14 protein-coding genes are annotated in these 13,817 nt (G+C 69.4%); 9 read left to right on the forward strand and 5 right to left on the reverse strand.

What is annotated here, in order from left to right; translation table 11 throughout:
• Positions 1–110 precede the first annotated feature (110 nt).
• Positions 111–623 carry a winged helix DNA-binding protein gene (locus WS46_RS23825; protein ID WP_059535061.1) on the forward strand — a complete coding sequence of 171 codons (513 nt, stop codon included), beginning with the start codon at positions 111–113 and terminating at the stop codon, positions 621–623.
• Positions 624–691: 68 nt separating this feature from the next.
• Here WS46_RS23825 and WS46_RS23830 read toward each other — a convergent pair whose 3' ends face one another.
• Complete coding sequence (locus WS46_RS23830) at positions 692–1,300, reverse strand: 5-formyltetrahydrofolate cyclo-ligase (RefSeq protein WP_059691957.1); 609 nt, start codon at positions 1,298–1,300, stop codon at positions 692–694.
• 8 nt (positions 1,301–1,308) lie between these two features.
• Here WS46_RS23830 and WS46_RS23835 point away from each other — a divergent pair, with 8 nt between their 5' ends.
• The 4 genes from WS46_RS23835 to WS46_RS23850 all read left to right on the forward strand — a co-directional run bounded on the left by WS46_RS23835 (position 1,309) and on the right by WS46_RS23850 (position 6,318).
• The gene (locus WS46_RS23835) at positions 1,309–3,261 is read left to right on the forward strand and encodes a lytic transglycosylase domain-containing protein (protein ID WP_059535065.1); all 1,953 of its coding nucleotides are present in this window, start codon (positions 1,309–1,311) and stop codon (positions 3,259–3,261) included.
• Between the two features lie 157 nt (positions 3,262–3,418).
• On the forward strand, positions 3,419–4,378 hold the full coding sequence (locus WS46_RS23840) for a complex I NDUFA9 subunit family protein (protein ID WP_059535067.1): 960 nt from the start codon (positions 3,419–3,421) through the stop codon (positions 4,376–4,378).
• 54 nt (positions 4,379–4,432) lie between these two features.
• Positions 4,433–5,080, forward strand: coding sequence for a glutathione S-transferase family protein (locus WS46_RS23845; protein WP_059691958.1), 648 nt, complete (start codon positions 4,433–4,435; stop codon positions 5,078–5,080).
• Positions 5,077–6,318, forward strand: a complete 1,242-nt coding sequence (locus tag WS46_RS23850; RefSeq protein ID WP_059691959.1) for a multifunctional CCA addition/repair protein — start codon at positions 5,077–5,079, stop codon at positions 6,316–6,318. Before WS46_RS23845 ends, WS46_RS23850 begins: the two co-directional genes overlap by 4 nt.
• Positions 6,319–6,366: 48 nt before the next feature.
• On the opposite strand, the gene WS46_RS23855 is transcribed toward WS46_RS23850, so the two are convergent.
• Positions 6,367–7,197: a helix-turn-helix domain-containing protein gene (locus WS46_RS23855; protein ID WP_059691960.1), complete on the reverse strand. Its 831-nt coding sequence runs from the start codon at positions 7,195–7,197 to the stop codon at positions 6,367–6,369.
• Between the two features lie 448 nt (positions 7,198–7,645).
• Here WS46_RS23855 and WS46_RS23860 point away from each other — a divergent pair, with 448 nt between their 5' ends.
• Complete coding sequence (locus tag WS46_RS23860) at positions 7,646–9,496, forward strand: M24 family metallopeptidase (RefSeq protein ID WP_059691961.1); 1,851 nt, start codon at positions 7,646–7,648, stop codon at positions 9,494–9,496.
• A 95-nt stretch (positions 9,497–9,591) separates the two neighbouring features.
• Here WS46_RS23860 and WS46_RS23865 read toward each other — a convergent pair whose 3' ends face one another.
• The 3 genes from WS46_RS23865 to flgA form a co-directional block, all read right to left on the reverse strand.
• Positions 9,592–10,032 (reverse strand): flagella synthesis protein FlgN, encoded by a 441-nt coding sequence (locus WS46_RS23865; protein WP_006762551.1) that lies wholly within the window; start codon positions 10,030–10,032, stop codon positions 9,592–9,594.
• An 85-nt stretch (positions 10,033–10,117) separates the two neighbouring features.
• Complete coding sequence (flgM, locus tag WS46_RS23870; protein ID WP_059448495.1) at positions 10,118–10,450, reverse strand: flagellar biosynthesis anti-sigma factor FlgM; 333 nt, start codon at positions 10,448–10,450, stop codon at positions 10,118–10,120.
• Between the two features lie 118 nt (positions 10,451–10,568).
• Positions 10,569–11,828 carry a flagellar basal body P-ring formation chaperone FlgA gene (gene flgA / locus WS46_RS23875; protein ID WP_059691962.1) on the reverse strand — a complete coding sequence of 420 codons (1,260 nt, stop codon included), beginning with the start codon at positions 11,826–11,828 and terminating at the stop codon, positions 10,569–10,571.
• Positions 11,829–12,034: 206 nt separating this feature from the next.
• On the opposite strand from flgA, the gene flgB reads away from it, so the two are divergent.
• The 3 genes from flgB to WS46_RS23890 all read left to right on the forward strand — a co-directional run bounded on the left by flgB (position 12,035) and on the right by WS46_RS23890 (position 13,798).
• Entirely contained in the window at positions 12,035–12,523 is a 489-nt protein-coding gene (gene flgB / locus WS46_RS23880) for a flagellar basal body rod protein FlgB (protein ID WP_059448497.1), read from the forward strand.
• A 35-nt stretch (positions 12,524–12,558) separates the two neighbouring features.
• A complete protein-coding gene (gene flgC / locus WS46_RS23885; protein WP_059535085.1) occupies positions 12,559–12,984 on the forward strand; it encodes a flagellar basal body rod protein FlgC in 426 nt (141 codons plus the stop codon).
• A 67-nt stretch (positions 12,985–13,051) separates the two neighbouring features.
• A complete protein-coding gene (locus tag WS46_RS23890; RefSeq protein ID WP_059535087.1) occupies positions 13,052–13,798 on the forward strand; it encodes a flagellar hook assembly protein FlgD in 747 nt (248 codons plus the stop codon).
• The last annotated feature ends 19 nt before the right edge of the window (positions 13,799–13,817 follow it).

Raw genomic sequence — 13,817 nt, forward strand, 5'->3', positions numbered from 1 at the left:
TGTCAATAAAATATCGACAACTTCCCAATAAGCGTTTTCGCCTAGCCCGTATGTCCGGGCTTCTGGCGTACACTCGGCACACCCTGTCATCCGGCTTGCGCCGCCTTTCCATGAAGCGTCCTGCGACCAAGATCGTGTCATCCGAACACCTCGTTTCCGATTCGAGCGCGGAGCTGTCGGAACTCGAATACGGGCTCATCATGGCCGGCAATGCGTTCAACCGCTGGATGGTGCGCTGCATGTCGGCCGCGGGCGCGAAGGACATGACGGCGGTCGAGGTGTCGCTGCTGCATCACGTCAGCCATCGCGAACGCAAGAAGAAGCTCGCCGACATCTGCTTCGTGCTCAATATCGAGGATACGCACGTCGCGACCTATGCGCTGAAAAAACTGATCGCGCGCGGCTATGTGAAGAGCGAGAAGAGCGGCAAGGAAGTGTTCTTCTTCGCGACCGACGCGGGCCGCGAGCTGTGCATGAAGTATCGGGAGGTGCGCGAGCATTGCCTGATCGAGACGCTGAAGGACAGCGGCCTCACCAACGAGCAGATCGGCGACGCGGCGCAGCTGCTGCGCCACGCATCGGGCCTCTACGACACGGCCGCGCGCGCGGCGGCGTCGCTGTAAACGATTGCGGACGGGACGGTCGACGCGGTGACGCGCGGCATGCCGCAGACTTCGCGTCGCGCGCCCCGTCATCCGGCGGCCGGGTAAAGCGCGCCGTCGGTCACGATCCAGCGCATCGCGAGATCGTGCGCTTCGGCCGGCAGCGCGTCCACGCGGCACGCTTCATACGCGATGCCGACCGTCACCGGCAGCGTGTCGCCCGGCCACACCGCGAGCGTGCGGTCGTAATAGCCGCCGCCATAGCCGAGCCGGTAGCGCTGCAGATCGAATCCCACACACGGAATCAGCAACAGATCGGGCACGACGACGACCCCCGACGCCGGCTCCGGAATCCGGTGATGCCCTTCGCGCATCGGCGTGTGCGCATCCCACGCATGGAACGCGAGCGGCGTGTGCTTCTCGCCGATCACCGGCAGCGCGGCGCGGCGCCCCGGGCCTGCCGCGGACCACGCGAGCACCGCGTCGCGTGCGTCGAATTCGCCCGGCAGCGGCCAGTAGAAGCCGACCGTGCGCGGCGCGAGCCGCTCGAGCAACAGGCGCAGCCGCGCGTCGAGCGCGGCGTTCGCGGCGGGCTGCGACGCGGCGTCGCGACGCGCGCCGGACAGCGTTTTGCGCAGTGCAACCTTCGGGTTCGGCACAGGGTTGCATGCTATGCTTTCGCTCACTTCGTGCTCCATTCAAAACGATGTCGAACAGCCTTTTCCGAGTATATCGCGCGGTCGCGCTCGCGCTTTCTGCCGCCGCGCTCGTCGCGGGCACGGCCGCGTGCGCCGCACCGAACGACGACACGCTCGCCGGGGACGACCAGATCTTCGTGCAGCTGCGCGAAGCCGCGCGCCGCAACGACGCCGCGAAGGCCGCGCAGCTCGCGGCGATGATTCCGAACTATCCGGTCCCGTCCTACGTCGAGTATTTTCAGATCAAGCCGCAACTGTTCGATTCGACGGGCCGCGCACGTGTCGACGCACCCGACGCCCCCGTGCAGTCGTTCCTGCAGCGCTACGACGGCCAGGCGATCGCCGACCGCCTGCGCAACGACTACCTGCTCGTGCTCGGCGCGCGCCACGACTGGCGCAGCTTCGACGAGCAGTACAAGCGCTTCGTGCTCGACGACGACACGCAGGTCAAGTGCTACGCGCTCGAATCGCGCGCGGCGCGCGGCGAGAACGTCGCCGAGGCGGCGCGCGCGCTGCTCGTCGAGCCGAAATACTACGGCGACGCCTGTGTCGACCTGATTACGGCGCTCACCGTCAACCAGCAGTTCACGAGCGACGACGTGTGGCAGCAGGCACGCCTCGCTTACGAGCAAAACTACACGACGCTCGGCGGGAAGATCGTCGACGCGCTCGGCGCGCGGCCGGTCGGCTTCGATCAGGCGACCAGCGCGCCGCCGCTGTACCTCGCGCGCGGCGTCGGCCCCGACGCGGCATCGCACCAGCTCGCGCTGATCGCGCTCGGCCGCATGGCGCGCAACGACCCGGACGCCGCGGCGGGAATGCTGACGTCCATCGCCGGCTCGCTGACGAAGCAGGAGCAGGCGATCGCATGGGGCGCGATCGGCTACCAGGGGGCGATCAAGCGCTCGGCGCTCGCATCGGTCTGGTATGCGAAATCCGCGAACGCGCCGCTGTCGAACCCGGGTTACGAATGGCGCACGCGCGCCGCGTTGCTCGTCGGCAACTGGCCGATGGTGCGCTGGTCGATCGAACAGATGCCGCCGTCGCTGCGCAGCGATCCGGCGTGGATCTACTGGCATGCGCGCGCGCTCAAGCAGAGCGGCGACACGCTGCAGGCGAACCAGGAATTCGAGCAGGTCGCGGGCCAGTTCAACTTCTACGGGCAGCTCGCCGGCGAGGAGCTCGGCCAGCGCACGTCGGTCCCGCCGCGCACGAAGGTGAGCGACGCCGACGTCGACGCGATGAGCAAGATCCCCGGATTCGCGCTCGCGCAACGCTTCTATGGGCTGAACCTGCGCCTCGAAGGCAACCGCGAATGGAACTGGCCGCTGCGCGGGATGACCGATCGCCAACTGCTCGCGGCCGCCGAATACGGCAAGCGCATCGACCTGCTCGACCGCACGGTCAACACGGCCGACCGCACGAAGGCCGAGCACGACTTCACGCTGCGCTACCCGTCGCCGTATCGCGACATCGTCGAGCGCTACGCGCAGTCGACCGGCCTCGACATCGAATGGGCGTACGGGCTGATTCGCCAGGAGTCGCGCTTCATCACGAACGCGCGTTCGTCGGTCGGCGCGGGCGGGCTGATGCAGCTGATGCCGGCCACCGCGCAGCTCGTCGCGAAGAAACTCGGGATGGGCACGATCACGCGTGCGCAGATGCACGACATCAATACGAACATCCAGCTCGGCACCTGGTACCTGTCGGACATCTACAACAACTTCGACAGCTCGCCGGTGCTGGCGACGGCCGGCTACAACGCGGGCCCGGGCCGGCCGCGCCAGTGGCGCCAGGTGTTGACGCAGCCGGTCGAAGGCGCGATCTTCGCGGAGACGATTCCGTTCAACGAGACGCGCGACTACGTGAAGAACGTGCTGTCGAATACCGTCTACTACGCGGCGCTCTTCGAGGGCAAACCGCAGTCGTTGAAGAAACGCCTGGGCATGATCTCGCCCTGATCCGCAATCTTCATACTGCCGCGCGAGACGCGGCAGTATGCAAGGGGCTGTTCACGCTGATACCGGGCTTGTTCCCCTGACTGGAAAAGTCATTTGTGGGGCTGGCCGCCAGTGCAAGCCCGTTATTGGCGTGAACAGCTCCTTGGAGGTCTCGAACATGGATCGCCAGACCGTCGCGCTGCTGGGCGGCACCGGCTTCATCGGCAGCCGGCTCGTCAATGCGCTGATCGACGCCGGCAAGCAGGTGCGGATCGCCACGCGGCGGCGCGAGCATGCACGCCACCTGCAGATGCTGCCGGTCGAGATCGTCGAGCTCGACGCGTTCGATCCGCGCACGCTGGCGCGGTTCGTCGCCGGCGCGCATGCGGCCGTCAACCTCGTCGGCGTGCTGCACGGCGGCCGCGGCACGCCGTACGGGCCCGGGTTCGAGCGCGCGCACGTCGCGCTGCCGGCCGCGCTGGCCGCCGCGTGCGTCGAAGTCGGCGTGCGGCGCGTGCTGCACATGAGCGCGCTCGGCGCCGATTCGCACGGCCCGAGCATGTACCAGCGCTCGAAGGGCGACGGCGAGGCCGCGCTGCATGCGGTCGCGGCGACCGATTCGCTCGCGCTGACGATCTTCCGCCCGTCGGTCGTGTTCGGCCCCGGCGACGCGTTCCTGAACACGTTCGCGAACCTGCAGCGCACGCTGCCGGTGCTGCCGCTCGCGATGCCCGATGCGCGCTTCCAGCCGGTGTTCGTCGGCGACGTCGTGCGCGCGTTCGTCAACACGCTCGATCTCGCGGCCGCGCACGGCAAGACCTACGAACTCGGCGGCCCCACCGTCTACACGCTCGAGCAACTGGTGCGTTATTGCGGCACGCTGGTCGGTCGGCAGGCACGCATCGTGCGCCTGCCCGACGCGCTCGCGCGGCTGCAGGCGAGCGTGTTCGAATGCCTGCCCGGCGAGCCGGTGATCACGCGCGACAATCTTGCGTCGATGTCGGTGCCGAACGTGCTGTCCGGGCCGCTCGCGCCCGAACTCGGCATCTCGCCCGCGAGTCTCGAGAGCATCGCGCCCGCGTATCTCGGCCATGCCGCGCGGCGCTCCCGCTTCGACTGGTTCCGCTCGCGCCGCTAGGCGTCGCGGGCCGTCGCTTCCGTCATTCACTTTCGCGCTTTTCGGAACCCCGCCATGAAACTCGTCATTGGAGACAAGAATTACTCGTCGTGGTCGATGCGGCCGTGGCTGCTGCTCGCGCATTTCGGCATCCCGTTCGACGAGATCGCAATCGAGCTGCGCCGCGACGACACGGTCGCGCGCATCCGCGAGTATTCGCCGACCGGCAAGGTGCCGTGCCTGATCGACGACCATGGCGTCGCGATCTGGGATTCGCTCGCGATCGCCGAGACGCTCGCCGAGCGCTATCCGCAGTTCCCGATGTGGCCGGCCGATCCGCTCGATCGCGTGCATGCGCGCTGTATCTCGGCCGAGATGCACTCGGGCTTCGCCGCGCTGCGCACGCAGATGGGGATGAACGTGCGCGCGTCGATGCCGGGACGCGGCGCGACGCCCGATGCGCTCGCCGACGTCGCGCGCATCGACGCGCTGTGGAGCGCGTGTATCGAGGCATCGGGCGGCCCGTTCCTGTTCGGTGAATTCGGCATCGCCGATGCGATGTATGCGCCCGTCGTGATGCGTTTCAACACGTATGCGCCGGCGTTGTCGCCGGAGGCGGCCGGGTATGCCGCGCGCGTGACGGCGCTGCCGGCGGTGCAGCGCTGGATCGATGCCGCGCGCCGTGAAACCAACGTGATCGCCGAATACGAACCGACGCCATGAACATCTACGCAGTAGGCGGAGCGATCCGCGACGAATTGCTCGGCGTGCCGGTGCAGGACCGCGACTACGTGGTGGTGGGCGCGACGCCCGAGCAGATGGCCGCGCAGGGCTTCCGGCCGGTCGGCAAGGATTTCCCCGTGTTCCTGCATCCGGACACGCAGGAGGAATACGCGCTCGCGCGCACCGAACGCAAGACGGCGGCCGGCTATCACGGCTTCCAGTTCTACTACGCGCCGGACGTGACGCTCGACGAGGATCTCGCGCGGCGCGACCTGACGATCAACGCGATGGCGCGTGAAGTGAGCCCGGAGGGCGCGCTGATCGGCCCGGTGATCGATCCGTTCGACGGACAGGCCGACCTGCGTGCACGTGTGTTCCGGCACGTGGGCGACGCGTTCGTCGAGGATCCGGTGCGGATCCTGCGGATCGCGCGTTTTGCCGCGCGCTTCGCGGATTTCACGGTCGCGGACGACACGCTCGCGCTGATGCGGCGGATGGTCGACGCGGGCGAAGCGGACGCGCTGGTGCCCGAGCGCGTGTGGCAGGAGATCGCGCGCGGGCTGATGGAGGCGAAGCCGTCGCGGATGTTCGCGGTGCTGCGCGAGTGCGGCGCGCTCGCGCGCATCCTGCCCGAGGTCGACGCGCTGTGGGGCGTGCCGCAGCGGGCGGACTACCACCCGGAAGTCGACACGGGCGTGCACGTGATGATGGTCGTCGACTACGCGGCGAAGCAGGGCTACTCGCTGGCGGTGCGCTTCGCGGCGCTCACGCACGATCTCGGCAAGGCGACGACGCCCGCCGACGTGCTGCCGCGCCATCTCGGCCACGAAGGCCGCAGCGTCGATCTCATCAAGCCGCTGTGCGAGCGGCTGCGCGTGCCGAACGAGTGCCGCGATCTCGCGCTGGTGGTCGCGCGCGAGCACGGCAACCTGCATCGCGTGATGGAAATGGGTGCGGCCGCGCTGGTGCGGCTCTTCGAGCGCAGCGACGCGCTGCGCAAGCCCGCGCGCTTCGCCGAGATGCTGCAGGCGTGCGAATCGGATGCGCGCGGCCGGCTCGGGCTCGACACGCAGCCGTATCCGCAGGCCGAGCGGCTGCGCGTGGCGCTGGTGGCGGCGCGCAGCGTCGACGCGGGCGCGATCGCGCGCGGCGTCGCCAACGATGCGATGCAGATCAAGGACGCCGTGCATCGCGCGCGCATCGAGGCCGTCAAGCAGGCGCTGGCGATCGGGGAATAGTGCTGCGGAAGCGCCGGGTGGCGTGGTGCGTCGCCCGGCGGCCAGCCGTCATTTCTTCGTGCGGGCGGCGGCGCGGCGGGCCGGGGTGGCGGCAGCCGGACGTTTCGCGGCGGTCGCGCGAGGCTTCCCGGCTGCCGGCCTGGCCATCGCGCGGGCAGGCGTGTCGGCAGGTGTGTCGGCGGGCGCGGCCGCGAGCGAATCCGCGTCGCGCTCGCGCTTCGGTGCGGGTTTGCGGCGGCTCACGCGCGGTTCGCCCGGCGCCGCGCCGGCATCGCGTGCGAGCAGTCTGATCTTCATCGCCTCGGATCCCAGCTCGGCACCGTTGTCGTCGAAGAGCGGCAGCGTGCCGACCGCGATCATTTCGGCGGGCCCGTCGCCCACGTTCGCGACGCGGTGGCGCTTCCGCGCGTCGAAGTGCAGCGAGTCGCCGGCAGACAGCGGGTAATCCTTCTTGCCGATCGTGTAGCAGAGCCGGCCGGTCAGCACGTAGACGAACTCGTCGCCGCCGTGCGCGACCCATTCCGAACGGTAGCCCTCCATCATCCGGACCTTGAGCGCGTTGATCTGACTGCCGTCGAAGGTGGTGGACAGCCGCTCGTACCACTGCGACGCGGCATCGACCGCGTACGGTTCGCGGCGCCCCGCGTGCGAGTCGGGCTGCGCCTGGCGCGGCTGGTCGATCAGCGTGCCGAGCGGCACGTTCAGCGCCTTCGCGACGTTGACGAGCGACGAGAGCGAAATGCCGGTGAGGTGGCGCTCGACCTGCGACAGGAACCCGACCGACAGGTTCGCTTCGGTCGCGACTTCCAGCAGCGTTTTCTTCGCTTCCCGGCGCAGGCGGCGAATGCGCTGGCCGATACGCATGATGTCTGAATCCATGAATCTCTTTCGTGGCAACGAGTCGCAAGGCGAGCGGAGGGCGGTGCCGTCGCCGGGATGCGGCATTCCGCGAATCGCACGAAGCACGGCCGTCGGGACGACGATGCCGGCGCATTGTACCGCGCACGCCGGCGCCCGGCCGCCTCGCGCCAGGCTGGGCCGCGGGGGGCCGCTTGGGGCCGCGCCGCCGTCGCGCGCGGCGCCGGTAATTTTAGCCCTACGAAAATTTTGGCTTGACCTCGTTTTCAGCGTGCTCTAGATTCTGTCGCTCGCATCAAACAAAGTTAAGTGAGACAAAAATTTCCCCGAAAATCCGTCGATGGAACGGCGCCGCGGCGCGGCTGCCCGCCGGGCCGCGCGTCGTCCCCGCACGGGCGGCGCGGCGCGCCAGGCACGCGCCGGCGCGTGACGCCGCCGGCGGACGACAACAATCAATAGCGGGTATCCGATGATCGATCGACTGAAATACAGCTTCTCCGGCCTTCCCTCGTACGACGCGTCCGTCGCCGACACGCAGGCCGGTCTGTCGCGACTGCTCGACGCCGCCCGGCTCGACGCGGTCGTGGTCACGTCGCAGGACGAGTACATCACCGAATACCTGCCGCGCAGCAACAACCCGCGCTACGCGCTGTCGGGCTTCGACGGCTCGGCCGGCTGCGGGATCTTCCTGAGCGCGGCGACCGCGCAGGCGCTCGGCATGCCGCCGTTCGTGCTGTTCGTCGACGGCCGCTATCACCTGCAGGCCGAACAGCAGTGCGACCCGGCGCGCGTGCGCATCGAAAAGCTCGGGATGAACGTGACGATCTGGCAGGCGCTGGCCGACTGGCTGCTCGCGCACGCGAGCCGGCTCGCGCGGGTCGGCTACGACGCGCTGCGGATCAGCGTCGCGCAGCGCGACCGGCTGGTCGAGCGCACGCAGGCGGCGTCGCTCGACTGGACGAGCCTCGTCGAGCGCGAGATCGACCGCGCGATCGCGCTGCCGGGCTGGGTGGTCGATCGGCCGATCTTCGAGCTGCCGGACGCGATGACCGGCGCGAGCGTCGCGCAGAACCTCGACGCGCTGAACCGGCGGCTCGCCGCGCACACCGGCGCGGCGCCCGGCAAGACCGCGTTCTTCACGTGCGCGTCCGACGATCTCGCGTACCTGCTGAACAGCCGCGGCTATCACATCCCGAATGCGTCGTCGCACCTGGGCTTCCTGTTCGCGGTCGGCGAGCAGGTCGCGCTGTTCCTGCCGGAAGGCTGCGACCGCTGCCCGGTCGAACTGGCGTCGTATCCGGCGCTGCACGTGATCCGGCGCGACTTCGCCGAACTCGAGCGCTTCCTCGCGCAATTCGCGGTCGACCACGTGTGCTACGGCTTCGAATCGGTCAACTGCGCGCTCGTCGAGTCGGTGCGCCGCGTGTGGCCGCACGCGCGCCACGCCGATTTCAACCCGGTGGAGGCGCTGCGGGCCGGCAAGACGCCGGCCGTGCTCGACCGGTTCCGCGACGCGTTCGCGCGCAGTTCGGCTGCGATCGCCGAAACGATGCGCTGGGCGAAGGTCGGCGAGCCGGGGAGGCGCCATACCGAGTACGACCTGGCCCGCACGATCAACGACGCGTACGGCGCCCGCTCGGCGGTCGCGCTGACGTTCCCGTCGATCGCGGCGAACGGCGCGAACAGCGCGTTCGCGCACTACACGGCGGCGAGCGCCGACGTCGAGCTGACCGAAGGCGAACTCGTGCTGCTCGACAGCGGCGCGTACTACGACGCCGGTTTCGCGACGGACTGCACGCGTGTCGTGCTGCGTCGCACGCGGCCGGAGACGGTCGCGCAGCCGTGGCAGCGCGAGATCTACACGGTCGCGCTGAAGGCATGCATCAAGGGGCTCGTCACGCGCTTCCCGAAGACCGCGACGGGCGGCGACGTCGATGCGACGGTGCGCCAGGTGTGTCGCGACCACGGCTACGATTTCGGCCACGGCACCGGGCACGGCGTCGGGATCCACGTGCACGAGGGCGGCGTGCGGTTCGCGCCGGGCGCGAAGTACGGGCTGGTGCCGAACGCGGTGATTTCGGTCGAACCGGGCATCTACGTGCCGGGCAAGGGCGGCGTGCGGATCGAGAACATCGTGATCGTGCGCGCGGACGACGACGCGTCGGACACCGTGGCGTTCGAGAACATCGTCACGGTCGGCTACGACTGGGACCTGATCGACGTCGAATTGCTGAACGACGACGAGCGCGCGTACCTGCGCGACTACGAACGGCTTTGCGTGGAGCGCGGCACGCAGGTGACCGCGTGTCCGCTGCTTTAAGACGGGGAAGGGGCGCGCGGCCGCGGCAGGGCCGCGCGATGCGCCGGCGTGATCGGTACGTCAGTGGAATCGGGGCAGTCGGTACAGTCGGGGCATCAACGCATCAGCGCCGACACACGCCCGTCCGGGCCATAGACGCCGGCCGGCGCGGGCGCCGAGCGCAGCACCGCGAGCGCGCGCTCGTTGTAGTCCATCCGGATCCGGATCAGCATCCCGTTGGTCGCATTGGCCTGGCGCGCGCGTTCGGCGGCCTGCAGCAGCAACTGCCAGCGGCCGGCGAGGCGCGCATCGCGCTCGGCGGCCTGGTCCATCCCTTTCTTGCCGGCCGGAAAGCCGAGCGCGGACAACTGCGTGTCGCGCGTGCGCTCGAGCTGCGCGAGCCGGTCGATCAACGCGCTTTTCTTCTCGACGATGCCGGGCAGCATGTCGAGCGGCTCCGGCGTCGTCAGTGCCTTTTCCTCGTAGGCGAGCAGGGACGCGAACGCTTCGACCGTCGCGTGTTCGTCGTTGACCGTGGCCAGCAGCTCTTCTCTCATCGCGTCATGCTCGTCGCGCCGGCACGCGTGTCCGCATGCCGGCAAACCAGGGGACCGGTCCGGGCGTGACGGGCCCCGGGCCGGCTCAGTTGCCCTGCGAGCGCTGCTGTTGCAGCAGGTCGCGGGCGGTATTCAGTACGCCGTCGGCGATCTTGTTCACGTCGATCGTCAACGTGCCGTTGTTCAGCGCGTCCTTGATCGACTGGACGAGGGCCGTGTCGATGTCGGCGCTGCCGGAGGCCGACAGCGAACGCAGCTGGCCGGACAGACCCGACAGGTTCACGGTCGTGTCGCCGCCGGTCGATCCTGCGTCGGCCGCCTGCGCGGACGACGACGAAGCCGCGCCGGATTGCGCGCGGGTCGCGCCGTTGCCGGTCGACGCGAGTGGGCTCGGGTTCGGAGTGGAATCGATCTTCACGATGGGTTTCCTGTACGGTATGACCCAGATAACGGCCGGGTCGGCCCGAACTTTAGCATCGTGAGCCCGACATTCTCCGAATAAACAATTCTTTGCAATCTTGCGACGCGATCCGTCCCTATAGCGGAATTTCCACGGTCCCGGCGTCCTTGACGATCGCCGTGACGATCTGGCCCGCCGCCATCCTGACCCGCACCGACTGGCCCGGCGCCGCATTCGCGAGCGCGCTGCCCTCGGCCGAGATCGTGAAGCCGGGCCCGGCCGCGACGACCCGCACCGTCTGGCCGGCCGACACCGACGCGGCGCTCTTCAGCATGTCCTGGCGCAGCGGCAGTCCGGCCGAGATCCGGGCCAGCGCGGTCGCGCCGACCGCCTGCGCGGGATCGGTGATCACCGCCAGCGGCAGCACCGTCAGGTCGCCGTCGCGCGCGACGAGGTCGGCCGCGGTGAGCGGCTCGCCCGGCGCGATCTGCCGCGCGGCGACGTAATAGGTGGCCTGCACGGCGACCTTCGCCTGCAGATAGACGGTCCACGGCCGCTCGCCGGCGCAGCGCACGCCGACCGTCGTGCGGCCCCACAGGCGCGCGCCGGTCGGCAGGAACGGCTCGAGCGTCGTGCACGCGGCGAGCCCGCGCGGGAACGCGGTCGCGACGGTCGCGGTGGTCTTGCCCGGCAGGCCCGCGATCTGCTGCTGCAGGAACGCGAGGGCCGTGCGCCGGATCGTGTCGGGGTCCTGCTGGCCGGCCGGCGTGGCCGGCTGGGACGCGGCGGCGGCTTGGGCGGGGTTGGCGGCAGCGGCCGGCGCGCGCGGCGCCGGCGCGGCAGAAGCGGCCCGGGCCGCGGCCATGCGCGCGGCGATGGCCGGTCGCGCGGAATTCGCGGGATTCGCGGAGTTCGCGGGATTCGATGCGGGCTCGGCCATACCGGCGACGACGGTCGCGACGGCACCCGGATCGGCAGCGCGCCGTGCGCTATCGCCCGCGTTCGTGCGCGAGGCGGCGTAGACGGGGCGCGGCGCGGGTGCCGGCACGGCGGCCGGCGGCGGGACGCTCGTCACGACCATCGAGCCGGCCGGCAGCGCCGCAGAGCCGGCCGAGGCCGCGCCGGTCACGCCGGCGCCACCACCCGCGCCAACGGCACCGCCCGCCATCGCCACGCCCGTACCCGAAGCCGTGCCCGCATTCCCGCCGAACTGCCCGCCGCTCGCCGCGTTCGCATGCGCGAGCGCGGTTTCGGCCGTCTCGCCGCGTCCGGGAATCACGATCATCCCGTCGTCCGCGTGCGCAAGCGGCACCGCGAGCCACAGCGCCGCGGCGAGCGCGAACGCCCGCGCCATGCGCGTGCCGCGTCCGTCGTTTCCGCGAAGTGCGCCTGTCATCGCCGTGTCCTCGAAGCCGTTGATCCGATTCGCATTCTAGGGAGCCCGGCCGTCGCGCAAACGATGAATAGAGGGGGCCTTTGCCGCGTTATTCGTCCGATTGCCGGTTGCGCCCGACGCCTACCATCGCTGTCATGGAAAAAAGCCCCTTGGGTCGCCATCCGGCGCAAGGGGGCGTGCAGCGCTTCATACGGAGAGACGCACACATGCTGGACAAACTCGATGCCGAATTCGCGTTCGGCCGACAGGCGCTCGACGTGCGCGCCTATCGGCAGGAACTGCTGTCGTCGAACATCGCGAACGCCGACACGCCCGGCTACCAGGCCCGCGACGTCGACTTCGCGTCGACCCTCGCGCGCTCGCTGAAGCAGACCGGCGGCGGCCTCGCGCCGAGCAACGCCGCGCAGCTGCCGATGGCGCAGCCGGCCGGCGTGACGAGCGGGATGACGATGGTGTCGACGGCGCCCGGCCACATGGCCGGCACCGCGAAGCTGATTCCGACGGGCGGCCCGGCCGACGACTACGGTCGCGCGCAGTACCGGATGCCGCTGCAGCCGTCGCTCGACGGCAACACGGTCGATCTCGACGTCGAGCGCGTGCAGTTCGCGAACAACGCGCTGCACTACGAAACCGGGATGACCGTGATGACCCAGCAGATCAAGGCGATGATCGCCGCGATCTCGACGAACTCGTAAGCGCGCGCCGCTTCCGTCCCGAACAAGGAGCCCCCATGCCCTCGTTGATGAACATCTTCGGCGTCGCCGGTTCGGCGCTGTCCGCGCAATCGCAGCGCCTGAACGTCACCGCGTCGAACCTCGCGAACGCCGACAGCGCGACCGGCCCCGACGGCAAGCCGTACAAGGCCAAGCAGGTCGTGTTCGCGACCGACCCGATCGGCGGCGCGCGCACCGCGTCCGGCCAGGGCGTCGGCGGCGTGCGCGTGACCAGGGTGGTCGACGATCCGTCGCCGATGAAGTCGACCTACGATCCGGCGAACCCGGCCGCCGACGCGAACGGCTACGTGCAGATGCCGAACGTCGATCCGGTGCAGGAGATGGTGAACATGATCTCGGCGTCGCGCTCGTACCAGGCCAACGTCGAGACGCTGAACACCGCGAAGACGCTGATGCTCAAGACGCTGACGATCGGCACGTAAGCCGCGCGCCGAGCGTCCTTCCCCACCGAGACCCAGACCCGACAGTTCCGACACAAGGCCACCCAGGATGACTTCCACCAGCACGACGATCGGCAGCAACGGCACCAACGTGTCGACCCTGCCGACCGACACGATGAACACCAACAACGTGTCGACGAACGGCACGTCGGCGAGCGACCTGCAGGCGACGTTCCTGAAGCTGCTCGTCACGCAGCTGCAGAACCAGGATCCGACGAGCCCGGTCGACAGCTCGCAGATGACGTCGCAGCTCGCGCAGATCAACACGGTGAGCGGCATCGCGCAGCTGAACACGTCGCTCACGTCGCTGTCGACGCAGCTCGCGGCCGGCCAGCAGACGCAGGCCGCGCTGCTGATCGGCACGAACGTACTCGCGCCGGGCAACGGCGTCGCGGTGAAGAGCGGCGCGGCGTCGCCGTTCGGCGTGTCGCTCGCGAACGACGTGTCGAACCTGACGATCACCGTGAAGAACAGCTCGGGCGTCGTCGTCAACACGATCAACGCAGGCAAGCAGTCGGCCGGCACGGTGCCGTTCAACTGGACGCCGACCGATGCGGCCGGTAACGCGCTGCCGGACGGCAAGTACACCGTGAGCGCGCAGTACACGGGCTCGGACGGCAAGACCTATGCGCCGACCGTGCTCGCGGCCGCGCAGGTGCAGAGCGTCATCAAGCAGGCCGACGGCACGGCGGGGCTCGTGCTGTCGAACGGCACGACGGTGGGCTTGACCCAGGTCGCGTCGATCTTCCCGAACACCGCGTCGTCGTCGTCCGGCGGCACGACCACCACCAACTGATCCAGATTTCTCGAAAACG

The organism is Burkholderia sp. RF4-BP95, assembly GCF_001521985.1.
GTDB lineage: Bacteria > Pseudomonadota > Gammaproteobacteria > Burkholderiales > Burkholderiaceae > Burkholderia > Burkholderia diffusa.